The sequence below is a fragment of the Aureivirga marina genome (assembly GCF_015767265.1).
GTDB lineage: Bacteria > Bacteroidota > Bacteroidia > Flavobacteriales > Flavobacteriaceae > Aureivirga > Aureivirga marina.
In genome coordinates, this window is record NZ_JADPIB010000004.1 from 185593 (window position 1) to 209102 (window position 23510).

The window sequence follows — 23510 nt, forward strand, 5'->3', positions numbered from 1 at the left end:
TAAAACTTTAATGGAAGCAAGGTTTTCTGTTGCAACTCTACCTATAATTTCCTTTAATTTTAAAGTTTCAAAACCGTATTTTAAAGTTGCCTTGGCAGCTTCTGTTGCAAAACCTTTATTCCAATATTTTTTAAAAAATCTAAATCCAATATCTGTATAATTTTCTTCATTTAATTTTAAACCACACCAGCCGATAAATTCATTATTTTCTTTTAAAATTACTGCCCAACGCCCATATCCATTTTTTAAATATTTTATAATTTTTTAAGTAATTTTCTGCTTCTTCTAAATCTTTAAAGGGAATATCACCTGTATATTTTAAAACTTCTAAATCTTCATTTAAATGAAACATTTTTTCTGCATCAGAAATGGCAAATTCTCTTAAAAATAATCGATTGGTTTCTAATATTTTTTTCATAAAATTAAACTTAAATCATTGTAAAAATAATACCCAAAAAGAAAAGAAATCATGCTTTCTCAAATAAAATTTCTCCAGTTTTATTATTAAAAACCATTTGTTGTACTGTAATTCCCATTTGTACATCAGGATTTTTCAATATAGAAATACAATCTTCTAGATTTTCAGGAGATTTTTGATTTAATAATTCATTTGTTTTGTTATATCTTCCACATGAAGTTTCTTGTAATAAATTATGCGATAAATTCGTGTTTTCTAACTTTTTATAATCGTTTGTTACAATAATGTGATTTTCTTCAGGTTTTCGAATTTCTGCTCTTTTTGGAGTTCGTTCAATTACAATTTTTTCTTCTGAATTTGTTCCTGAAAGAAGTAATAAGCAATCACAAATGATTGTTGTATTTCTCAATAATTCTTCCGCTTCAGAAAAAGAATTACAATTTGTAAGAACATCTCGAAGTAGAAATGTAATTGGTTTTGCAATTTCTGGAGAATCCTTACTTAAAACTGCATTTAATGTTATAGAAAATCGGTTAGCTTTAATTCCAGATAAAACTCCAATAAATCCAACCCAACCAATAGATTTGAATATAGTTTCTCCATTTTTTTGAAACTCAAAAACTCTAGAATGTTTACTTAATAAATCATTTTCTGTATGCCAGTCTAAATTTCTAGCATGAAAAACTGTATCATTATTTTCCACAGCAAAAGCAGTACAACCAAAATAAAACTTTAAAATATCATAATATAAGTTTGCAATTAAAATTTCATTTTCTGTGAATTTTGTAAAACTTGCAATTGAAGAGATTTCTTCTAAATACTCTGAAGAAATAATAGTTTTTTTATAAGAATCAATTTCATCAAATAAAAATTCAGCTCCAGTAAAATCAGCTAAATAACATTCGATTAAATCTTCAATTTCTTGTTTGTATTTTTCTAGAAATAACCATCTTTCATTTGCTGGTAAATCTAGATTTATTATTAAATTTTCTTTTTCCATTTTTTTAATTAAATATCCATTCCAATTTGTTTTGCAATTGCTTCTTCATTTTCAAATTTTAAAACACGCTCAATAGGAACATTTGGATTTTGTTTTTGTAGACTTTCTTTTTTAACGAATTCTGTAATATCATAAATTGAAACAATCCATTCTTCATTGAATTTTTTTAAAATTTCTCCTTTTAAACCTAGCTGAATTGCTTTTCTTTCTAACTTCTCTCCAGTAGGTGAGTGGTCAGGATCCCATTGTAAGCGAACAGTTGAATTTAATAATTTTTCTTTCCAATTTTCTTGTGTTCCAAATATTTTTTCATCATAACTTGATTTTACAGCTTGTAAAAGAATTTCCTCAAAACCTTTTCGTTTCACTTTCAAGGCTAGTATTCGCTCTTGATTAGGTTTGTTAGCCCATCCAGAACGATACATCATCCACATAAAATTAGGCTTAATCCAAGTCATTCTCGAAAAGGAATAATGATTCCCTCCAAACTTTTGATTGGCTACAGCATAATTTGCAATTTTTTTATTGAAAGCTTGATAAACAGTGATAGATTCTTTATCAAACTCTCCAATGATATATTTTCCTTTTTTTGGTAAAATGTTTTGTTGTACTTGATATTTTTCAATTTTCATATTTAATTTTTTTAATAATTGAAAGTACTTTTTCTAAAGCTTCAGTACTGGTTTCTCTGGTTTCATATCCATTAGGATAATCGTTTAAAAAATAAGAATATTCACTTTCAGAAATATTTATGTCAATTATAGGTTGATTAAAATAACTTACTCTATTTATAAAATGTCCAGGAATAAAAGTAGATCCAGAAGTTCCGATAACAAATAACATTGAAGAATTATCAGCAATTTCTGTGACTGTGTGAAATTTATAATATTTTTCATTATAAGTTTCATCAAACCAAAGTACATGAGGTCTTAAATATTCTCCACATTTTGGACATTCTAACAATTTTTCTTCATCTAAAGAAATAGTACTTTCACGTGTTTTATCTTCCATTTTAGGAAAAGAATAAAGTGTGTCAGAACATTCATCTCCACAACGAGCATAATCTAAATCACCATGAACTAAATAAGTTCTTTTTGTTGAATTTCCTGCTTTTTTATGTAAACTATCTACATTTTGCGAAACCAAAGCAAACTGATTACCAAGTAAATCTTCAATTTCTTTTAAAATTAAATGTCCACGATTCGGTTCAGCTTTTCTACAAATAGTTTTACGAAATAAAAACCATTTCCAAACTTCAATCGCATTTAAATTAAACATTCGGAAAGTTCCGATTTCTGGTCCTTTGTAGTTTTCTGAACCAATTTTCCAATAGCCTTCTTTTCCTCTAAAAGTTGGAATTCCACTTTCAACACTTAAACCTGCTCCGACTAAAAACGTAATGTATTTTCCTGAAAGAATTGCTTTTTCAAGTTCTTTTTCAAATTTTTTCCAATTCATTTTATTTTTTTGCTAAAATAAAAAAAAGAGATCACAATTTATGTGATCTCTTTAGCATTTCATAAAAAAATAATATAACGAATCTTGTCTTATAACATTTTCAGTGTGTCTTTAAAAACTTCCGTGTAACACTTAGGATTGTCAATAACTCCAACTCCTGAAATTACTTTTACACGAATATTTTTTTGAATAGATTTTTGTGCGAAATCTTCAAGAATTTCAATAATGTCATGATCCAAATAAACTGTATTTCTAACATCTAATTCTAACGAAGAATTTTCAGGAACTCTATCTAATTCTTTTAAAATTGCACCTTTATTGAAGAAAGTTACTTCTTCTGCTAAAGTCATTTTCATTACGTTATCACTAACATTTTCTTCATGTAAAAAATGTGAGTTTTGGTAAGATTTTAAAAGAACAACTAAAACTCCAACAGCTAATCCTAATCCAATTCCGATTAATAAATCAGCAAATACGATACCTCCAACTGTTACAGCGAATGGTAAAGATTGTTTCCAACCTAATTTATACATGGTAACAAATAAAGCAGGTTTTGCTAATTTATATCCTACAATTAATAATACTGCGGCTAATACAGAAAGAGGAATTTTATTTAATAATGTTGGAATAATTACAACAGAAATTAATAAGAAGAATCCGTGCATGATAGCTGACATTTTACTTCTACCTCCAGATTGGATGTTTGCAGATGAACGAACGATTACCTGTGTAATAGGTAAACCTCCAATTAATCCTGAAATCATATTTCCAGCTCCTTGCGCAAATAACTCTCTATTTGTTGGTGTTACATTTTTATGAGGATCTAATTTATCCGTAGCTTCTACACATAAAAGTGTTTCTAAACTCGCCACTAATGCCATTGTAAAGGCAACTAACCAAATTTCTGAATTTCCAATTGCAGCAAAATTTGGGAAACTAAATTGTCCAATAAATGAATCAAAACTATCTGGAACTGGAACTTCTACTAATTGATTTGCTGCGATTCCAATAGAAGAACCATCTGTGAAAGTAAAGAATAAAATACCTAACACAACAGCAACAATTGGTCCTTGAATAACTGTAAATATTTTACCTTTTTTAGATAAAACACTACTCCATAAAAGTAAAATTGCAAGACCAACTACACCAATTATAACAGAACCCATTTGAATTCCTTCACCAATAGAAGCAAATTCACCATAAGTTTTATAACCAAAGAAGATAGGAATTTGTTTTTTGATAATGATAATACCAATACCAGTTAACATTCCTTTTATCACAGAAGACGGGAAGTAATATCCAATGACACCCGCTTTTAATATCGCAAATAAAATTTGAATTGCTCCAGCAAGAACTACTGCAACCAAGAAGTTTTCAAAACTTCCTAAAGATACAATTGCAGAAAGAACAATAGCTGCAAGTCCAGCTGCTGGACCACTAACTCCAATTTTAGAACCACTTATAGCTCCAACTACAATACCACCAATAATTCCAGAGATTAACCCAGAGAAAAGTGGAGCACCACTAGCCAAAGCAATCCCTAAACACAAAGGTAGGGCAACGAAGAATACTACAATACTTGCAGGTAAATCGCTTTTAAAAGTTGAAAAGATGTTCCTCATATTCTAAAAAAATTTATTTTTCCGAGCAAATATAATAGAAAAAAAACAAAAACAATAGTATTACTATTATTGATTTATGTAAAACTTTTATTTTGTGGCGTTTTACTACAAAATTTTAATTCAAAATTACATTGTCAGAGTGCGTATTTATTGAGGTTGTAAATTATTTAGAAGTAGTTTATTTAAATTCATTAAAATTAATTTTAACAAAAAAATAACAGTCTGATTGTCTGAAAGTGAAGGCTTTTTAAAGAAAAATTTAAAAAATTGGCATAAAAATATATTTCTAATGGAAAATTATAATTAAAAAAAAGCGATGATTGAAAAAAGTGTAAAAGAACTGTTTGAATAAAATTAAAAATAGATTAAAAAATAATTAGTCACCATAAAAATTATATCAATGAATGAACAAATTTTGGAATGAAAAAGAAATTTAATTTAAATAAGAGAATTATTTTAAAAAATGAGGTATGTTTTTAATTGCTAATAATTTATATTTTGTTAAGAAAATATTTTATTTCTTTTGCAATTTGGTGATTATACTGAATAATTAATAGTATCCTTCTTTAAAAGATATAGTTCATTTAAAAATTTAAGAACTAAATTGTTTTTTAATAGAAATAGAAATCGTTTTTTTGTAAATTAGAATTTATTTAACACCAAATTTACAGCTAGAATATGAAATGGGAAAATGCTTTATTGGAATATAAATTATATTTAAAATTAGAAAGAGGTTTATCAAAAAACTCAATTGAAAGTTATGAAAATGATTTATCAAAACTGATTTCTTATATCAATGATAATGAAATTGAAAAAACGCCAATAAATATAGAAGCTGAAACCATTACTACTTTTATTCATGAAATTTCTGAAATTATCAACCCAAGATCACAAGCAAGAATGCTTTCTGCATTTCGAAGTTTTTTTGAGTTTTTAATTTATGAAGAATATCGCTCTAATAATCCAACAGATACCATAGATACGCCGAAAATTGGAAGAAAATTACCAGATACACTTTCAATTGAGGAAATCGATGCAATCATACAAGCGATTGATTTATCACATCCACAAGGAGAACGAAATTTAGTGATAATTGAACTTTTATATAGTTGTGGTTTACGTGTAAGTGAATTGATTACATTGCGTTTATCTGATTTGTTTTTTGAGGAAGGATTTATCCGAGTTGTTGGAAAAGGAGATAAGCAACGTTTTATTCCAATAAATGAAGGAACACAACATTTGATTTTAGAGTATATCAAAAATTCTCGTTCAAAAATTAAAATCAATGATGCTTTTTCAGATACTTTATTTTTAAATAGAAGAGGAAAACAATTGACGAGAAATATGATTTTTATAATCATTAAAGATGCTGCAAAAGCTGCTGGAGTTACGAAGAAAATTAGTCCGCATACTTTCCGTCATTCATTTGCGACACATCTTTTAGAAGGTGGAGCAGATTTGCGTTCAATTCAACAACTTTTAGGACATGAAAGTATTACTACAACAGAAATTTATATGCATTTAGATCAGAAATTCTTGAAAAATGTATTAACAAAATTTCATCCAAGAAGTACTGAGGAAGTGTAGAAACAACATTTTTACCTATTTTATTTTTATCGTATTCACTATTTATTTTTTTAAATTAATAGTAAATATTATTTAATTTTAGCAAAAACCAAATTAAAATATGAATACGATTACAACTGCACAACAATATGTTGATGTTTATAATAAAAGTGTAAAATCTCCTGAAGTGTTTTGGGCAGAAATTGCAGAAGATTTTTATTGGCATCAAAAATGGGATACTGTATTAGAATGGGATTTTCGTAAGCCAGAAATAAAATGGTTTCAAGGAGGGAAATTAAATATCTCAGAAAACTGTTTGGATAGACAATTAGAAAAAAATGCAGATAAAATTGCTTTTTATTGGGAACCAAACAATCCTTTTGAAGAAAGTCGAACACTTACTTACAAAGAACTACATGAAGAAGTTTGTAAATTTTCAAATGTTTTAAAGAAAAATAACATTAAAAAAGGAGATAAAGTTTGTATTTATATGCCAATGCTTCCAGAATTAGCAATTGCAATGTTAGCTTGTGCTAGAATTGGAGCTGTTCATTCCATAGTTTTTGCCGGATTCTCTTCGGAAGCTTTAGCTACAAGAATTAACGATGCAAGTTGTAAAATGTTGATTACAGCAGACGGAAGTTATAGAGGTACAAAGAAAATAGAATTAAAAGAAATTTGTGATGTCGCTTTAGATAAATGTGAAACAATTGATACGATGATTGTATTTAATCGAACTTCTGAAGAAACAAAAATGCAAAATGGAAGAGATGTTTGGTGGCATGAAGAAATGCAAAATATTTCTTCTGATTGTCCTGCAGAATCAATGGATGCTGAAGATATGTTATTTATTCTTTATACATCTGGTTCTACAGGAAAACCAAAAGGAATGGTGCATACAACGGCTGGATATATGATTTATACAAATTATACATTCCGAAATGTTTTTCAATATAAACCAGAAGATATTTATTGGTGTACAGCAGATATTGGTTGGATTACAGGACACTCTTATATTGTGTACGGACCTTTATCAAATGGAGCAACTTCTGTAATGTTTGAAGGAATTCCATCTTTTCCAGATTATGGAAGATTTTGGCAAATTGTGGAAAAATATAAAGTAAATCAATTTTATACAGCACCTACAGCAATTCGTTCCCTTGCAAAGCAACCTGTTTCTTTTATTAATAATCATGATATTTCTTCTTTAAAAGTTTTAGGAACTGTTGGAGAACCAATTAATGAAGAGGCTTGGCATTGGTATGATGAAAACGTTGGAAAAGGAAAATGTCCGATTGTAGATACTTGGTGGCAAACAGAAACAGGAGGAATGATGATTAGTTCTTTGGCTGGAGTTACTTCACAAAAACCAACATATGCAACATTGCCTTTACCTGGAGTACAACCTGTTTTAATTGATGAAAAAGGAAAAGAAATTCACGAAAATCCAGCAGAAGGAAAATTAGCAATAAAATTTCCATGGCCTTCTATAGCAAGAACGATTTATGGAAATCATGAAAGGTATAAAAAAGTATATTTTTCAGCTTATGAGAACTATTATTTTACTGGTGATGGAGCTTATAGAGATGAAAATGGAAATTACAGAATTACAGGACGAGTTGATGATGTAATAATTGTTTCTGGACATAATCTTGGTACTGCACCAATAGAAAATGCGATTAACGAACATAAATTTGTGGTAGAAAGTGCAATTGTTGGGTATCCACATGATATAAAAGGAACAGCGATGTATGCTTTTGTAACGCTTTATGATAAAGAAAATAAAAGTGAAGAATTAAAGAAAGAAATAAATAAAATGATTGCTGAAAAAATTGGAGCAATTGCAAAATGTGATAAAATTCAATTTGTTCGAAGTTTGCCAAAAACAAGATCAGGAAAAATTATGCGTCGTATTTTACGAAAAATTGCATGTAATGAAATGAGCAATCTTGGAGATGTTTCTACATTATTGAATCCAGATGTAGTGGAAGAAATCATTGAAAATAGAATTTAGACTATTTATTTATAAAATAAGACTAAAGAAAGCATTTAATTTATAAAACAACACTAAGAGAACAGAATAAAGCTTAGAAAATACAAGGAAAAATCTATTTTTGGATTTAAGTTAATTTAAGGTTTTAAACAGCTTAGCTGAGGATTTTCAGTTTAATGTTTAGTATTGATTTATTAAAAGTTTTTTTGAAAAAGACCAAATTTTCGCAATTGGTCTTTTTTTTATGGAATTTAAAGAAATTGAATTAATTTTGCTTTCTTTCAAAAATGATGAAATAAGGAAATGAGTTATATTTCAAACAAAACCCTAAACGATTTAGAATTTTCAACTGTTTTAGAACAAATAGCTGAATTTACCCAAACAGATTTGGGAAAAGCTGCTGTTGCTGAAATTAAGCCAATTGAAAATGTTTCTTTATTAAAAGAAGAATTATTTAAAGTAAATGAATATGTTTCTTCTTTTGTAAATGAAAATAGAATTCCGAATCATTACTTTGATGATTTAGCGAAGGAATTTCAATTGCTTGGAATTGAAAACAGTTATTTAGATGCAGAATCGTTTTTAAAAATTGCAAACAATACAAAAACAGTTCAAGAACTGTTGAAATTCTTTAGAAAGTTTAAAGAATACTACCCAACATTAGCAAAAGAAATTGATGCGATTTCTTTTGAAAAAGAAATTATTACAGAAATTGAAAAAGTTGTTACGAATTTTGGAGAAATAGATGAAAAAGCCTCTTTACAATTAAAAACAATTAGAAGAGGAATTGCGGAAGTGAGAGGGAAAATTTCCGTTTCGTTTAACCGTGTGATGAGTAGCTGTATGAGTAATGGATATTTAGATGATATTCGTGAAACAGTAATCGATAATCAGCGAGTTTTAGCTGTTTTGGCAATGTATCGTAAGAAAGTGAAAGGAACATTTTTAGGAAGTTCTAAATCTGGAGGAATTGCTTATATTGCGCCACAAGCTACACAACAATTAAACAGAGAATTACAAAATCTTTTATTTGAAGAACGTCAAGAAATTATTCGAATTTTAAAAGAATTAACGAATACAATTCGACCTTTTCAGCATATTTTAGAAGAACATCAAGATTATTTGACAATGCTAGATACAATTAGTGCAAAAGCTAATTATGCAGTAAAAATCAATGCTTGTTTACCTAAAATTGCATCAGAAAAAAAGATTTATTTACGAGATGCATATCATCCAATTCTTTATGTAAATAATAAAGAGAAAGGAATTGAAACTATTTCGCAAACCTTGGAATTGAATGAAAAACAACAAATTATTGTGATTTCAGGTCCAAATGCTGGAGGGAAAAGTATCACTTTAAAAACAATTGGTTTATTACAAGTCATGTTACAAAGTGCAATTTTAATTCCAGTTCATGAACGAAGTGAAGTTTCTATTTTTGATACAATTTTGACAGATATTGGAGATAATCAGTCGATAGAATATCAGCTTTCAACATATAGTTATCGATTGAAAAACATGCGAAATTTCTTACGTAAATGTAATGATAATACGTTATTTTTAATTGATGAGTTTGGAACAGGTTCTGATCCAGAACTTGGTGGAGCTTTGGCAGAAATTTTCTTAGAGGAATTTTATGAGAAAAATGCTTATGGAATAATCACAACACATTATTCTAATTTAAAAGTTCTTGCTGGAGAATTAGAAAATGTTTCCAATGCAAATATGCAATTTGATGAAAAAACGTTACAGCCGAAATTTAAATTATTTGTTGGACAAGCAGGAAGTTCGTTTACTTTTGAAGTTGCACAGAAAAATGGAATTCCATACTCTTTAATTAATAGAGCAAAAAAGAGAGTGGAGAAAAGTAAAGTTCGTCTGGATAAAACTATTTCAAAGTTGCAAGCAGAACGAATGAAATTACAGAAAACTTCGGATCATTTAGAGCAACAAAAATCAAAAGCAATAGAGCAAACCGATAATCTGACAGATAAGCAGCAAAAAATTCAGCATAAATTGGAAAGTTTCCAAGAATTGTATGATAACAATCAAAAGATGCTGAACATGGGTAGAAAGGTGAATGATATTGCGAATAAATTCTTTCAAACAAAGAATAAAAAGCAAATGATTGCGGAGTTTACGAAATGGATGGCGATTGAACAATCGAAACATATTGCAAAAAATCCTCCTGTTCCGAAGCAAGAAAAGAAAAAAGTAAAACAAGAAAAGAAGGAGCAAGAGAAGAAAATGAAAGTTGTAGAGAAGGAAGTTTTGAAGAAAATTGAAGTTGTTCGAGAAGAAAAGAAAGAACAAGCAAAAGTGGAAGCAAAACGAAAATCTTCTTACATTTTTAAATTAAAAGATACAGTTCGATTGATAGATAGTAGAGCTTGTGGAACTATTGAAAAAATTGAAAAGAATAAAGTGACAATCAATTATGGAATGTTTACAACTTCTGCAAAATTAGATCAGATAGAATTAGTGAATTCTTATAAAGAGAAAAAGAAATAAGAAAAAAGAAAATTCTTTTAAACTCATAAATTAAAGCCAGATTTGCGAATCTGGCTTTTTTGTTTTTATAAAATATTGATTTTTAAGATGAAAAAAATCATCCTGAATATATTATTAACAAAAAAAGTAGGTGAAATATTATAAAAATATTAATTTTGACCAAATTTTTTTTAGGGAATAGTTTATGAAAAATAATAGTGTCAGCAAATTTATACTGTTTGTTTTTTTAATAATTCAAACCAATTTAATTAGTCAGAATTTAGTAATAAATCCAAGCTTTGAAGAAAATCTTAAATGTCCAGATACATTGGGGATATTTGAAAATTCATTAAAAAGTTGGTCAAATCCAACAGAAGGAACAACGGATTATTTCCATAAATGTAGTGAAATGATGAGTATTCCAGAAAATTATAATGGAAATCAAGATTCAAAATTTGGAGATTCTTATGCAGGGATTTTTGTGTATGCACCACATAATTACAGAGAATACATACAAGGTGAATTAGGGCAACAATTAGAAAAAGGAAAAAAATATAAAATTTCGTTTAATATCAGTCTGGCTGAGGTTTCAAAGTTTGCATTGAAAAGGATTGGAGTTTTACTTACAGATCAACATGTGAAGATTCATACTTTTGAAGAAATTACAAAAGATAGTTTGATGCAGAAAATAGGAAGAAATTGGCAATATAAACCAATTCAGAGTAAACGATATTTTAATGATAAAAAGAATTGGCAAGAGTTGACAGTTGAGTTTGAATCAAATGGAATGGAAAATTATATAACAATTGGAAACTTTGAGAATAACTATACGCATAAAGCAATTGTAAGTTCAGATTATACGAAGAAAAATGTGTCTTATTATTATATAGATAATATTTCAGTGGAGGAAATTATTGAAAAAATTAAAGAAGAGAAAAAAGAATTCACTCCAGAAATTGGAAAAGAATATGTTTTTAAGCATGTGTTATTTCATCATGATAAATGGGATTTGGTTGAAAAATCGATTGTTGAATTAAATCAATTATATGATTTTTTGACAAATTTTCCAGAAACGAGAATAGTAATAGAAGGACATACGGATAATACAGGTTCAAATGAACATAATCAAAAACTTTCAATGAATAGAGCAAAAGCAGTTACAGAGTATTTGATTAAAATGGGGATAGAAGCAAAGCGAATTGAATACAATGGATATGGAAGTACGCAACCTGTTTCAGAAAATAAAACTGTAGAAGGAAGAAAGTTAAATAGAAGAGTTACGTATAAAATATTAAAGTAAATTAACCTAAAATGTTAAAAAAATACATTTTATGTGTTAAAATAATTTATAAAATCAGTTTATATTTACCGTATTATAATTTTATTTATATAAAATGTATTTAGGCAATAATAAAATATTTAAGTTTTAGTACATATTTATATTTATTTGTTAATAAATAGTGTTTAAATAAAGTTTTTGTGTAAAAGTTAACATAAAATTAAGATTTATGTTAAAAATAAAATTATTTTATATATTTTTCATCCGATTTTAACCTTTAATTTAAACTCGCATATGAAAAAAATTACTTTTTTATTTTTTTTCATGCTTGCTTCGTTAATGAGTGCGCAAGTAAGTATTGGAAATGGGGAGATTACTACGCAAAATCTTCCAATTAATCCATTTTATGGATACAACTACTCTCAATCAATTTATCTTGCTTCGGAGATAAATGCTTCAGGTGATATTACAGCAGTGAAATATTATGTGAAGCCTGGGACGGCATTAGATGACTCTATTGCATGGGAAGTGTTTATTGGACACACAACTAAATCTTCTTTTGAAAATGATGAAGATTGGATTGCTGTTACGGATGACATGAAAAAGTTTGAAGGTGACATAACATTAGAAAATGATATTGTTACAATTACTTTTACATCTCCATTTACTTATAATGGAACTGATAATTTATTCGTAGCTGTAAATGAAGGAACACCTTCATGGGATTCTAGTGGAGATGATTTTTATACAACTGCAATTTCTGGAGATAGAAGTATCTACGAAAGAAATGATTCAGAAAATCAAGATGAATTAAATCCACCAACTGCAGATGGTACAGTTGCTTATATTCCAAACATTACATTTGAAGGAATTCAGCAAGCTTGTCCTTTTCCAACAGATGTTGTTGTAAGTAATATTACAAATAATTCAGCGGATGTTACTTGGACAACAGGAGGAGCTACAGCTTGGGAAGTATTAGTATTAGAAGCAACTGCTGATGCACCAGAAATGGATGCTACAGGGTTTATGGAAGTTACTGATGCTACATCTTATACAGCAATGACTTTAAATGAAAACACAGAGTATATTGTATATGTAAGAGATAATTGTGGTGGAGAAAAAAGTTCTTGGACTGCTTCAATTGCATTTACAACATTATTTAACTGTCCAGTTTCTACAGATATCGTAATTAACGATATTACATTAACTGAAGCAGAAGCTTCTTGGACAACAGGGGGAGCAACTTCATGGAAAGTTTTAATCCAAGATGCAAGTTTGGATGCGCCTACAGATGATGCTACAGGATTTACTTTAGTTGAAAATACACCTAATTATTTATTTACATCACTTAATCCAGCTGCTGCATATATTGTTTATGTAAAAGATGTTTGTGATGGAGGTTTAGGAGAAAGTTTTTGGGCTGCTTCTGAAGTTTTCAATACACCTTGTGATACTTTTACAGTAGATGCTGATAATAGTTATACTTATGGATTTGAAGATGATCAAGAAAATTGTTGGGAATACACTAATGAAGGAACAGGAAATGATTGGAGTTTTACAACTACAGCTTCATATGTTTCAGAAGGAGAGAAAGCATTAAGATATGGATATAGTTCATCAAATGCGGCAAATGTTTGGGCTTACACTAGAGGATTAAACTTAACTGCTGGAGATGTAATCGAAGTAACATTTGATTATAGAGTAAGAAGTGCTACTTATTCAGAAAAATTAAAAGTAACTGTTGGAACAGAAAAAACAGTTGCTTCACAAGCAACAACATTATGGGATAACAATGGAGGGGATAGCATTGATAATATAGAATTTGAACAAGGAGTAATGACATATACAGTTCCTACTACAGATACTTATTATTTTGCATTTAATTGTTATTCTGATGCAAATAAATGGGATGTTTATATTGATAATGTATCAGTTCATATCGCACCATCTTGTTTAAAGCCTTCTGATGTGACTGTAGATAATGTAACAAATGATACAGCTGATGTTACTTGGACAACAGGAGGAGCAACAGATTGGCAAGTTTTAGTTTTAGAAGCTACGGCAGAAGAACCAACAGGAGATGCAACAGGATTTGAAGATGTTACTGGAACAGCAGAACATACAGTATCAGGATTAAATGAAAATACTGAATATGTTGTTTATGTAAGAGATAATTGTGGTTCAGAACAAAGTTTTTGGGAAGTTTCGGAAACTTTCACAACATTATATAACTGTCCAGTTTCTACAGAAGTTGAAGTTTCAAATATTACAGAAACTACAGCAGATATTTCTTGGACAACAGGAGGAGCTACATCTTGGAAAGTATTAATTCAAGAAGCTAGTTTAGATGCTCCAGCTGCTGATGCAACAGGATTTGATACAGTAGATACAACACCAACTTTTAATGCAACTTCATTAATTTCGGCTACTTCTTATAGTGTTTATATTAAAGATGTTTGTGAAGGTGAATTAGGAGAAAGCTTTTGGACAGAAGCAGTAACATTCTCTACACAATGTGATGCTTTCACTGTAGATATGGATAATGCTTATGGATATAGTTTTGAAGAAGACGAAGCAGAATGTTGGACTTTCACAAATGAAGGTACTGGAAATGATTGGAATTATTATTCACTTGCTGCTTATGTTTCTGACGGATTAAGATCTTTAAGATATAATTATAGTTTCTCTGATGCTGCAAATGCTTGGGCTTATTCTAGAGCTTTAGAGTTAACAGCAGGAGATGTAATTGAAGTAAAATTTGATTATAGAGTAAGAAGTGCGACTTATGGTGAAAAACTAAAAGTAACTATTGGAAATGAAATGTCAGTTGCTGCTCAAACAAATACTTTATGGGATAATAATGGTGCTGATGAATTAGTTAATGTAGAATTTGAAGAAGGTATAGCTTCTTACACAGTTGCAGAATCAGGTACTTATTATGTTGCTTTTAATTGTTATTCTGACGCAGGTCAATGGGATTTATACGTGGATAATGTATCTGTTACTGTTACAGGACAAGAAGAAGTATGTAATGTTCCAACTGGAGTTATAGCTGAAAATATTACAGAAACAACAGCAGATATTTCTTGGACAACAGGAGGAGCAACTTCTTGGGAAGTTATTGTTGTAGAATCTTCTGCTACAATGCCAGAGTCTGGAGAAGTTGTAGATGTTGCAACTTATAATGCAACTGCATTAACTGCAAATACAGAATACAAAGTTTATGTAAGAGATATTTGTGATGCGGATAATGATCTTGTGAGTGAATGGACAGAAATGTATACTTTCATGACATTAGATGAAGCAACTGTAGATTGTAATGTTCCAACTGGAGTTGACGCTTCAAATATCACAGAAACTACAGCAGATATTACTTGGACAACAGGTGGAGCAACTTCTTGGGAAATTATTGTTGTAGAATCTTCTGCTACAATGCCAGAATCAGGAGAGACAGTTGATGCAACAACATATAATGCTACTTCATTAACAGCTAATACTATTTATAATGTTTATGTAAGAGATATTTGTGATGCGGATAATGATATTGTAAGTGAGTGGACAGAAGTTTATTCGTTTACTACTGCAGAAATTGGAATTGCTGAAAATGTAATTGAAGGTTTAAAAGTTTATCCAAATCCATCTAAAGATATTGTGTTTATTACATCTAAAGAAGAAATTACTACTGTTGAGGTTTATAATACTTTAGGACAAGTAGTGATGAAAAATACTGTGAATTCGACTAACTTTAAGTTAGATTTATATAATTTATCTCAAGGTTCTTATACTTTAAAACTTACTACAGATTCAACTGTAGCAAGTCATAGAATCATGAAAAATTAATTATTGAATTATTATTTTTTTGAAGGTTGTCTTTAATTAGACAACCTTTTTTTATTTTTTAAGATTTATCCTTTTGATAATTTGTAACTTAAATAAGAACTATTTTAATTTAAGTTATGAAATTTTTCTACATTTTATTTATCATTTTTTTTTCTTTAAAAACTTTTTCTCAGGAGGTTTCAAAAATTGATTGTCATTTACATTTTTTAGATTTCACACAACAAACTGTAGGTTTTCCTAAAATAGTAGAAGCAATGGATTCTGCAAATGTGGAAAAAGCAATTGTTTTTGGAATGCCAATTGTAAAAATGTGGGCAGAAAATGATGTAATTCAACCAGAGTATTATCTTGATACAGATGCAAGAGCTTATTATTATTCAGCAACAGATTATATTTTAGCAGAACATTTATTAAAACAAAAAAAAGAAATTCAAGATCGATTTTTTCCGTTTATTTCAGGAATAAATCCTTTAGACCAAAATAGTGTAAATCAAATTGAAATATTGCTAAATATTTATCCAAATTTTTGGAAAGGAATAGGTGAAATTATGCTTCGTCATGATGATTTAACAGGATATATTTATGGTGAATTTCCAAGAGCAAATCATCCAGCAATGATGAAAATTTATCAATTGGCTGCAAACCATAATTTACCAATTATTATTCATCATAATATTAGTTCGGTATATAATTCAAAATCTATTTATGTTAATGAATTAAAAGAGGTTTTAAAATTAAATCCAAATACAAAATTTATTTGGGCACATGCAGGAATTTCAAGAAGAATTGAAGTTGAAAATCATGAAGAAATATTAGAAAAGCTTTTAGTTGAATATCCTAATTTGCATGTAGATATTTCTTGGGTGATTTTTGATGAAATTATTTCAGAAAATCTAGAAGATTGGGTGAAGATCATCGAAAAATTTCCAAATCGATTTGTAATTGGTTCTGATGTATTAGGAAATCATAAGAATTATAAAGAGGAAATTGAGAAATTTGATGTTTTATTAAAAAATTTAAGTGAAAAAACAAGAAGAAAAGTAGCAAGAGAAAATATTTTAGAAATAATAAATGAAAAAGATTAATAAAATAATGCTATGAATACACTAAGAAAATATTATTTAAAAACGTATTGCAATAAAAATTCTAAAATTTTAAGAATTAAATCTGATAATAATAAATATTATATATTAGGTCATTTTTTAGATTATTGGAATGATGTAAAGGAGGTTCAGGAAGAAATTATTCCTTTATTGAAGAGTATAATAGAAGAAAATAGTATGGAAGAAGAATTAGAATCAGATATACTAGGTTTTATTTTATTTAAAAAAGAAAAAACTATTTTTTATGGAAATACAGTTGGAGATTTAGACTTAGAAATTTCTACAAATGATTTCAATAAAATAATTTTTAGTTGGATTCAATTATTAGATGAAAGTAGAAATCATACTTTGTAGGATTAAAAATCCCAATTACCGCCAAATATAACTAATTAAGTACTCCATCGAACTTTTAATTCGTGGTATATTAGCTATTCAAAAGAACAAAACCAGTAATTTTAGTTAATTGCTGGTTTTTAATTAATAATTATTCTCTTATTTTTGAATAAAAAAATAAATTATTTGCATTCTTATAATCAGAATAAACATAAAGAAATTGATAGTATATTGGAACCAAAAAGTCTAAGTGAAGAAAGTAAAAAAGAGTCAGAAAAAGAATCAAATCAGGAAAATTCTTTTCGAGAAGTGTTTAAAGAAATTTTATTATTGGTGGAGATTATAACGGAATTTCTTTCAGTTTGAGCATTTTATATAAATCCTTTGAAAATTGGAAAATATACGGTTATAATTTTAAGTTTGATATAGAGATGCTGTTGTAATAACTAAATACAAATTAGTGTGAAAGAAGAAAATTTCCTTTTATAAGATGAAACCGAAGTTCAAGATTATATTTACATAATAGTTTTGGTAAAAGAAAATTTATGAAAATCTTTAGGAGCTTCCTCGTATCTATTCAGATACGAGGTGTGTTTTCAATATCTTTTGGCTCCATGTCTTTTCAAAAGGATGCTAACGCAATCCCTAAGCCAGAAAAAAAATAATATTTTAAGTCAAGCATTATAAAGGTTCATCCTGTACAAGAATATTATATATTTTACCTTCTGAATTTACAAAATACATTTCCTTTCTTGTAAAAAGTTGATCTCTCCATACGCCAGATGCATTTCCTGAAACATCTTTTTGTTTGGTAATACGCTTTGAATAAACTAATATTTTTCCGCCTTGACCATCATCATCTGTCCAATCTGGAGCTCCTTTTTTTTGAATTAATTCTGTTTTTACTTTTCCTTGCCATTGTTCTGTTAATAAGGATTGTGACGATTTACAACTTGTAAATGAAATTACTATTAATAGTAATGCAATTTTTAAATATTTCATAGAATTGTTTAATATAATCAAGGTGCAAATTTATATAAAAATACATATATTAACATGATAATAATACATAAAATAATAAATTAACATGAAAAAATATTTAAATAAGTTTATTTTGGTAATATATTTTAATTAAATGTGTTTAATTTATCTGTTTTTGCTAAAAAAGAGATAAGCAAACAATTAAAACCAATAATTATTTATTATTGTTAGTTTTTTAAATAATTCTTCTTCTATTTTTAAACTAAAAAAAGATGTTATTTTATGGAGAATACATACGTGAATGACTCTAAAATTTAAATTAAACTCAGATTCTTTTAAAAAAGAAGTTCGGGAAATTAAGGGTACTTACTTTGGAGAATGACAAATTTGATAACCAAAATAAAATAGTAAATCTCACTTTAAAAAAGACGATTACTATCTTATTTTAATAAAATTTATAGTTTTTATTAATAATTGAATAATCAGAAATTTTCTTATTGTTAGAAACTGTTAAAAAATGTAAGTAGAATTCTTCATTTTTTTAAAATAATTATGATTTTATAAATTTAACACGATAATCTTCGGTTAATTTAGAGTTTTGAATTGCAAATAGTTATGCTTGCATTATAGATGTTTTGTAACTTTACATTATGATAGAAATAAAATATTAGAGGTTATGAAATATGTATTATTGCTAGTTTCTTTTTTTATGTTTGCTAGTTTCACAAATGCAGATAATGAAAATGAGAACAGAAAAAAAAGCAGTCCTGATAAAGAGGCTGCAAGTGGCTTTGTAAAATGTTACAAAGGAAACGATTTGTTATGGTCATTCCAATTTAGTAGTAGAGAAACACGAGACATTTTTATCACTAGATGTTACGATCAAGGTGGAAGTCCGAGTGTAACTACAACTGGAAGAATTACAACTACAACAACAGCAAAATAATGATTACATATTAAGGAAATGGTCTGATTTTAAATGGTATAATTAGACCATTTTTTATGTTTTTTAACGAAAAAGAGAATTTTAATTATTTCTGCATAATAAACTGTTTTTCTGTAATTTAAATTTAAAATTCAGAACTTTTTTAATAAATATTTTCCATAGTTTTTAGAATTAAAAGAATTTGCATGATAATTAATCGTTAATCCAATTTAAAAATTCGTTTTTCTATAAAATTGTTAATTACTTTGAAAACAATAGGTTGGAAGAAGTTTGAAATTTTAATTGGTTCGGTTATGAAATATGTATTGGTAATTTGTTCTTTTTTTCTCTTCACCAGTTTTAGTGAAAAAGAGAAAAAAATAGAAAATGTTGTAGAACCTTCTAATGTAGGTTTTGTTAATTGTAAAGAGAAAAATAAAAATAATGTTGTTTGGTCAAAAGTTTTCTCTGATAAAACAACAGAAGATTTATTTGTTCGAGAATGCTTGGATCAAGGGAGAGATCCAAAAGTAGTTTATGTTTATTCAAAAAAATAAAAGAAAAAAGCGGAATTTTAAAATGAAATTCCGCTTTTTAATTGTATAAATAATAATTAATTGTTGTTCAAATTAATCTCCATCTGTATCATTAAATGTAACTGTAGTTTTTGTTGCTGCAGCCATATCAATTTTTACAACTAAAAGTAAATCTTTAATCTTTTGAATTAGCGTATTTACTTTGGTATCTCCATTTTCTATTGCAGAATTTAATGAGGAAATCTCATTTGCAGCTGTTTTACAAGCTTCAAATTTTTCATTGATTTCAGAAACTAAATCACTTTCATTCAACACAATTAAATAATCATCAAATCCTTTTTGATTTCCAGAAGAAAAATTTCCATTAAATAATTGCTGTGTTGCTTCCAATTCTTTCAAAATAATTTCCTTAGAATAATCGCTATAGAATGCTTCTGTTTCTGCTAATCCTTGAAACGGCTTTTCTAATTTTGTGATTTTAATTACTTCTAAAGTTGTAATAATATTATTAATTAATTGACCTTGCATACTTGTAACTCCAGTATCATTATTTTGAATGAAATCATTCTGATAAGCAAGCCATTTTTCTTTAATTGTAGCAAAAGTGTTTTTCAATTCTAAAACAACTTCTTTTAAATATAAAATTCTTCTATCCGCATTTTCAGCTATTGTAAAATCATTTAATAAATCAACATTATTTTTATTAAAAATTAAATATTCGATTCCTGTAAATCCAATGATATAAGAACCTAAGCTTTTGATAAAAGCATTATCAATTGTTTCAGTTCCATTAATTTTTTCTTCAATTAAATCTTTATTTGCAGGAGGGAAGTGGATATTATAATATAAAAATGTTGTTCCAATTTGAGAAATATTATACACTTGCATTTGCTTCCAATCAGCAATTGATTTTTTCCATTGATTTTGAATGTTTACCAAGTTTTCTTCTGTTTTTTCATTAGAAAAACTATTAACAGAATTCTCTAAATCATTTAAATCATTTTGAATTGTATTTAAAGAAATTGTAATATTATTTTCAAAAACATTGGTTAGAATTTCTTTTCTTTCTTGCGTTAAAAGTGATTCTTGTGAAGGAGAATCATCCTCGTCATTACAGCTTATAATTGTAAAAGCAAAAATTCCAAGAATTGTAAAAAATATTTTAGAGATATGTGTTATTTTCATTTTATAATGAATTAATAAATTTTAAAACTTGTTCTCTTTCTTCTTCTGTAAAATTCATAAACTTTTGCTTAGAATTTTCAGCTTCTCCACCATGCCATAAAATAGCTTCTTCTACATTTCTTGCACGTCCATCATGTAAAAGATTTGTGTGCTTATTTACAGTTTCAATTAAACCAATTCCCCAAAGTGGTTGCGTACGCCACTCATTTCCAGTTGCATCAAAATCAGGTCTATTATCCGCTAATTCATCTCCCATATCATGTAATAATAAATCTGTATATGGACGAATTGTTTGATTTGCTAATGCTTCAATCGAATGGTTTCCTGTTTGAAATTTAGCAATATGACAAGCTGTACAATTTGCAGTTTTAAATAATTCCTTTCCAGCTAAAACATCCTGATCTTCCCAATTTCTTCTTGCAGGAACAGCTAAAGTACTTGCATAAATTACAGTTGAAACTAAATCGTCATTTGGTATTTCAGGAGTTCCTCCGTTTGGAATTTCATCACAATCTACTCCAGGAGGGCAATTTTCATTTGGAAATAAATAAGAGGTAATTCCCATATCTCCATTATAAGCTCCTGCAACTTGTTGTAATAAACTAGGTTGGTTCGATTTCCATCCAAAACGACCAAGTTTCATACTTTGACTTTCAATATCCCAAACGCTATTTGCTTTTCCTGAAACTCCGTCTCCATCAGCATCTGTTAGATCAACATTTGCTAAAATAGTAGCTTCTGGAATTGCTTCTAAAAGTCCAAGTCCAATCATTTGATTTCCAACTCTTGGAGACATCATTACATTATCTGAAATTTCTCCATATAATAAGTTGGTTAATGTATAATTAGGTTTTCTTAATGTAACACTTTTTCCATCAGGATACGTTACTACTTTGTTTTCATATGTAATTTCAATTCCACCTTCAGTTTCTAAATGGAAAGTGGATTGATCTTGTAATTGTCCTCCATAATTTGGTTCAGCTAAAGGACCTCCATGTGCATCAACACCAGGAACACTTAATCGAATTAATAATCCATGATTTAACTCTCCATTATGCAAAGGAGATCTTCCACGTCCATCTTTAAAATGACATGTAGAACAAGATCTTGCATTAAATAAAGGACCAACTCCATCTCTTGCAGTTGTTGAAGCAGGAGCAATTACCCAATTTTGATTAAATAATGAATTTCCAACGAAAAAATCCGTATCTAAATCTGAATTTAAATTTTGAGCAATTTTACCAAAAGCATTTACAGAAGTATCAAATACTGTTGTAGCACCTCCAGAAAGTTCTTCTCCTTGTTCAGCAGTATATTTAGGAGAGTTAGAATCATCATCTGAGCAACTTAAAAATGAAAGTATAGTAGTTAGTAGTAGTAGTTTTCCAGTTTTAAAATAGTGTTGCATAATTATTTGTCTAAAGTTTGGTTTGTTTGTTGAAATAAATAGGAAAAAGCCGTAACAGTAGTACGGCTTTTTTCTAGCAAATTTCTATATAAATATAATTATTCTTTAAAAGCATTTTGTACAGCTGTCAATTGATCACCTAAAGCTTTTAATTTATCAATTGCTAATTGAACTTTTGCATTTTCAGTAGGAGCTTCACTTGAAATTGCATAATCAAATGGCTCTGGTAATGCTGCAATTGCAGCATCAGTTTCTGAAATTAAAGTTTGAATTTCAGCAGCTAAAGTAGGCTTCAGTTGGTTGATTAAATTATATAATGAACCACCATTAATTGATTCATAACTTCCATAATAAACATTTTTAATTCCTTGATAATTTAATTTAATGTCATTATGTGTATTATCACTAAAGCAAGAATGTTCTTCCTCTTGATCATGTTGAGATAAAGCATTTGACATTCTTTCTCCAGCTAATTCTGATTTAGAAAGCTCTGCAATTGCTCCAGTTATATTATCGATTGCTGTATCTTTGTCCATTGAAATAAAAGTAGTTCTATAAGCTCCACCTTCTTTCCATTCATCTAACATTAATTGTAAATGATCAATGATTAAATCTGCACAAATTTCTAAATATTGTCTTCTTCTTTGCTCCACATCACCTGTTCCTACAAAATCAGTATAAGGCCTTTGTCCAGGAATTTTTGCTGATGGTGCGGTGCTATCACTTCCCCATAATAAATATTCTATTGCATGATAACCGATACTAATATTTTTTTCATTACCAGCTTCATTTAAACCTTCTAAATAAGATTTACTTAAATTATCCGTTGTTGCAATGATATTATCAATATAACTCTCATCTAATGGCCAAGCATTTAACAATCCTTCTGGCCCATCAGCATCATCAATTGGTCCTTCTGCGAAACGAAAAGCTTCTGTTTGTCCATAAGGATCACGAGAATCTAACCAAGCTTGTTTAGCTGTTTCCATAGTTGCAGCTGATGGGTTTGCTGTAAAAGCTTCAATTGCAACTTTTAATTCTTTTGCTTTTGTATGTGAATCAAGATAATTTGTATAAACTACATTAGCATAATTAACAATTACTTGGTCTTTTGTAACTGTTGTTGAGTTGTTATCATCGTCTGATGAACATCCAATTACTGCTGTCATTAACATTGCAGCTAGAGATACGCGAATAATATTTTTTTTCATGAAATGTTTTTATTAAGACTAATTCTAAATTTGAAGCAAATGTAAAATGAATCTAAATAAAAAGCAATATTTATTTAGAATAATTTAAAATAAAGAAAAATAAAAATGGGAAATCGATGAAGATTTCCCATTTTTTTAAGATTAAAGTATTTTTAACTTTTT

18 protein-coding genes and 1 pseudogene are annotated in these 23510 nt (G+C 28.4%); 9 read left to right on the plus strand and 10 right to left on the minus strand.

All coding sequences use genetic code 11. From position 1 onward, the window contains the following. Positions 1-45 precede the first annotated feature (45 nt). The 6 genes and pseudogenes from I1A51_RS17730 to I1A51_RS09920 all read right to left on the minus strand — a co-directional run. Positions 46-261: pseudogene (locus tag I1A51_RS17730) on the minus strand (GNAT family N-acetyltransferase); the annotation flags it as partial. After that, positions 203-418 carry a GNAT family N-acetyltransferase gene (locus I1A51_RS17735; protein WP_317192844.1) on the minus strand — a complete coding sequence of 72 codons (216 nt, stop codon included), beginning with the start codon at positions 416-418 and terminating at the stop codon, positions 203-205. The pseudogene I1A51_RS17730 and the gene I1A51_RS17735, both read right to left, overlap by 59 nt. Positions 419-467: 49 nt before the next feature. Beyond that, positions 468-1418 carry a C45 family peptidase gene (locus I1A51_RS09905; RefSeq protein WP_196893459.1) on the minus strand — a complete coding sequence of 317 codons (951 nt, stop codon included), beginning with the start codon at positions 1416-1418 and terminating at the stop codon, positions 468-470. 8 nt (positions 1419-1426) lie between these two features. After that, complete coding sequence (locus I1A51_RS09910; RefSeq protein ID WP_196893461.1) at positions 1427-2050, minus strand: DUF4291 domain-containing protein; 624 nt, start codon at positions 2048-2050, stop codon at positions 1427-1429. Continuing rightward, a complete protein-coding gene (locus I1A51_RS09915; protein WP_196893463.1) occupies positions 2040-2876 on the minus strand; it encodes an SIR2 family NAD-dependent protein deacylase in 837 nt (278 codons plus the stop codon). The genes I1A51_RS09910 and I1A51_RS09915 overlap by 11 nt, the downstream gene beginning before the upstream one ends. A gap of 89 nt (positions 2877-2965) precedes the next feature. Further along, on the minus strand, positions 2966-4489 hold the full coding sequence (locus I1A51_RS09920; RefSeq protein WP_196893941.1) for a SulP family inorganic anion transporter: 1524 nt from the start codon (positions 4487-4489) through the stop codon (positions 2966-2968). 687 nt (positions 4490-5176) lie between these two features. Between I1A51_RS09920 and xerD the strand changes: the two genes are divergently transcribed. From xerD to I1A51_RS09955, 7 genes are all read left to right on the plus strand, one after another. Next, on the plus strand, positions 5177-6085 hold the full coding sequence (xerD, locus tag I1A51_RS09925; protein ID WP_196893465.1) for a site-specific tyrosine recombinase XerD: 909 nt from the start codon (positions 5177-5179) through the stop codon (positions 6083-6085). 100 nt (positions 6086-6185) lie between these two features. Beyond that, complete coding sequence (gene acs / locus I1A51_RS09930; protein ID WP_196893466.1) at positions 6186-8078, plus strand: acetate--CoA ligase; 1893 nt, start codon at positions 6186-6188, stop codon at positions 8076-8078. Positions 8079-8360: 282 nt separating this feature from the next. Then, positions 8361-10568, plus strand: coding sequence for an endonuclease MutS2 (locus I1A51_RS09935; RefSeq protein WP_196893467.1), 2208 nt, complete (start codon positions 8361-8363; stop codon positions 10566-10568). A 307-nt stretch (positions 10569-10875) separates the two neighbouring features. Further along, positions 10876-11847 (plus strand): OmpA family protein, encoded by a 972-nt coding sequence (locus I1A51_RS09940; protein ID WP_196893468.1) that lies wholly within the window; start codon positions 10876-10878, stop codon positions 11845-11847. A 273-nt stretch (positions 11848-12120) separates the two neighbouring features. Continuing rightward, on the plus strand, positions 12121-15666 hold the full coding sequence (locus I1A51_RS09945) for a fibronectin type III domain-containing protein (RefSeq protein ID WP_196893469.1): 3546 nt from the start codon (positions 12121-12123) through the stop codon (positions 15664-15666). Between the two features lie 116 nt (positions 15667-15782). After that, a complete protein-coding gene (locus tag I1A51_RS09950; protein ID WP_196893470.1) occupies positions 15783-16751 on the plus strand; it encodes an amidohydrolase family protein in 969 nt (322 codons plus the stop codon). A 12-nt stretch (positions 16752-16763) separates the two neighbouring features. Further along, complete coding sequence (locus I1A51_RS09955) at positions 16764-17123, plus strand: hypothetical protein (RefSeq protein WP_196893471.1); 360 nt, start codon at positions 16764-16766, stop codon at positions 17121-17123. Positions 17124-17783: 660 nt separating this feature from the next. On the opposite strand, the gene I1A51_RS09960 is transcribed toward I1A51_RS09955, so the two are convergent. Further along, positions 17784-18104: a hypothetical protein gene (locus I1A51_RS09960; protein ID WP_196893472.1), complete on the minus strand. Its 321-nt coding sequence runs from the start codon at positions 18102-18104 to the stop codon at positions 17784-17786. Positions 18105-18759: 655 nt separating this feature from the next. Between I1A51_RS09960 and I1A51_RS09965 the strand changes: the two genes are divergently transcribed. Beyond that, positions 18760-19029, plus strand: a complete 270-nt coding sequence (locus I1A51_RS09965) for a hypothetical protein (RefSeq protein WP_196893473.1) — start codon at positions 18760-18762, stop codon at positions 19027-19029. 245 nt (positions 19030-19274) lie between these two features. Further along, on the plus strand, positions 19275-19565 hold the full coding sequence (locus I1A51_RS09970; protein WP_196893474.1) for a hypothetical protein: 291 nt from the start codon (positions 19275-19277) through the stop codon (positions 19563-19565). Between the two features lie 72 nt (positions 19566-19637). Here the strand turns inward: I1A51_RS09970 and I1A51_RS09975 are convergent, their stop codons facing one another. The 3 genes from I1A51_RS09975 to I1A51_RS09985 form a co-directional block, all read right to left on the minus strand. Continuing rightward, entirely contained in the window at positions 19638-20729 is a 1092-nt protein-coding gene (locus I1A51_RS09975; protein ID WP_196893476.1) for an imelysin family protein, read from the minus strand. Position 20730: 1 nt separating this feature from the next. Then, positions 20731-22137: a di-heme oxidoreductase family protein gene (locus tag I1A51_RS09980; RefSeq protein ID WP_196893478.1), complete on the minus strand. Its 1407-nt coding sequence runs from the start codon at positions 22135-22137 to the stop codon at positions 20731-20733. A 98-nt stretch (positions 22138-22235) separates the two neighbouring features. Further along, on the minus strand, positions 22236-23348 hold the full coding sequence (locus I1A51_RS09985) for an imelysin family protein (protein WP_196893480.1): 1113 nt from the start codon (positions 23346-23348) through the stop codon (positions 22236-22238). Positions 23349-23510: the final 162 nt, after the last annotated feature.

What these genes read in the sequence shown, in the direction of transcription:
- I1A51_RS09960 (WP_196893472.1), bottom strand. Translation starts at nt 18,104, where the DNA reads ATGAAATATTTAAAAATTGCATTACTATTAATAGTAATTTCATTTACA.
- I1A51_RS09915 (WP_196893463.1), bottom strand. Translation starts at nt 2,876, where the DNA reads ATGAATTGGAAAAAATTTGAAAAAGAACTTGAAAAAGCAATTCTTTCA.
- I1A51_RS09935 (WP_196893467.1), top strand. Translation starts at nt 8,361, where the DNA reads ATGAGTTATATTTCAAACAAAACCCTAAACGATTTAGAATTTTCAACT.
- I1A51_RS09980 (WP_196893478.1), bottom strand. Translation starts at nt 22,137, where the DNA reads ATGCAACACTATTTTAAAACTGGAAAACTACTACTACTAACTACTATA.
- xerD (WP_196893465.1), top strand. Translation starts at nt 5,177, where the DNA reads ATGAAATGGGAAAATGCTTTATTGGAATATAAATTATATTTAAAATTA.
- I1A51_RS09985 (WP_196893480.1), bottom strand. Translation starts at nt 23,348, where the DNA reads ATGAAAAAAAATATTATTCGCGTATCTCTAGCTGCAATGTTAATGACA.
- I1A51_RS17735 (WP_317192844.1), bottom strand. Translation starts at nt 418, where the DNA reads ATGAAAAAAATATTAGAAACCAATCGATTATTTTTAAGAGAATTTGCC.
- I1A51_RS09955 (WP_196893471.1), top strand. Translation starts at nt 16,764, where the DNA reads ATGAATACACTAAGAAAATATTATTTAAAAACGTATTGCAATAAAAAT.
- I1A51_RS09950 (WP_196893470.1), top strand. Translation starts at nt 15,783, where the DNA reads ATGAAATTTTTCTACATTTTATTTATCATTTTTTTTTCTTTAAAAACT.
- I1A51_RS09975 (WP_196893476.1), bottom strand. Translation starts at nt 20,729, where the DNA reads ATGAAAATAACACATATCTCTAAAATATTTTTTACAATTCTTGGAATT.
- I1A51_RS09910 (WP_196893461.1), bottom strand. Translation starts at nt 2,050, where the DNA reads ATGAAAATTGAAAAATATCAAGTACAACAAAACATTTTACCAAAAAAA.
- I1A51_RS09965 (WP_196893473.1), top strand. Translation starts at nt 18,760, where the DNA reads ATGAAATATGTATTATTGCTAGTTTCTTTTTTTATGTTTGCTAGTTTC.
- acs (WP_196893466.1), top strand. Translation starts at nt 6,186, where the DNA reads ATGAATACGATTACAACTGCACAACAATATGTTGATGTTTATAATAAA.
- I1A51_RS09945 (WP_196893469.1), top strand. Translation starts at nt 12,121, where the DNA reads ATGAAAAAAATTACTTTTTTATTTTTTTTCATGCTTGCTTCGTTAATG.
- I1A51_RS09905 (WP_196893459.1), bottom strand. Translation starts at nt 1,418, where the DNA reads ATGGAAAAAGAAAATTTAATAATAAATCTAGATTTACCAGCAAATGAA.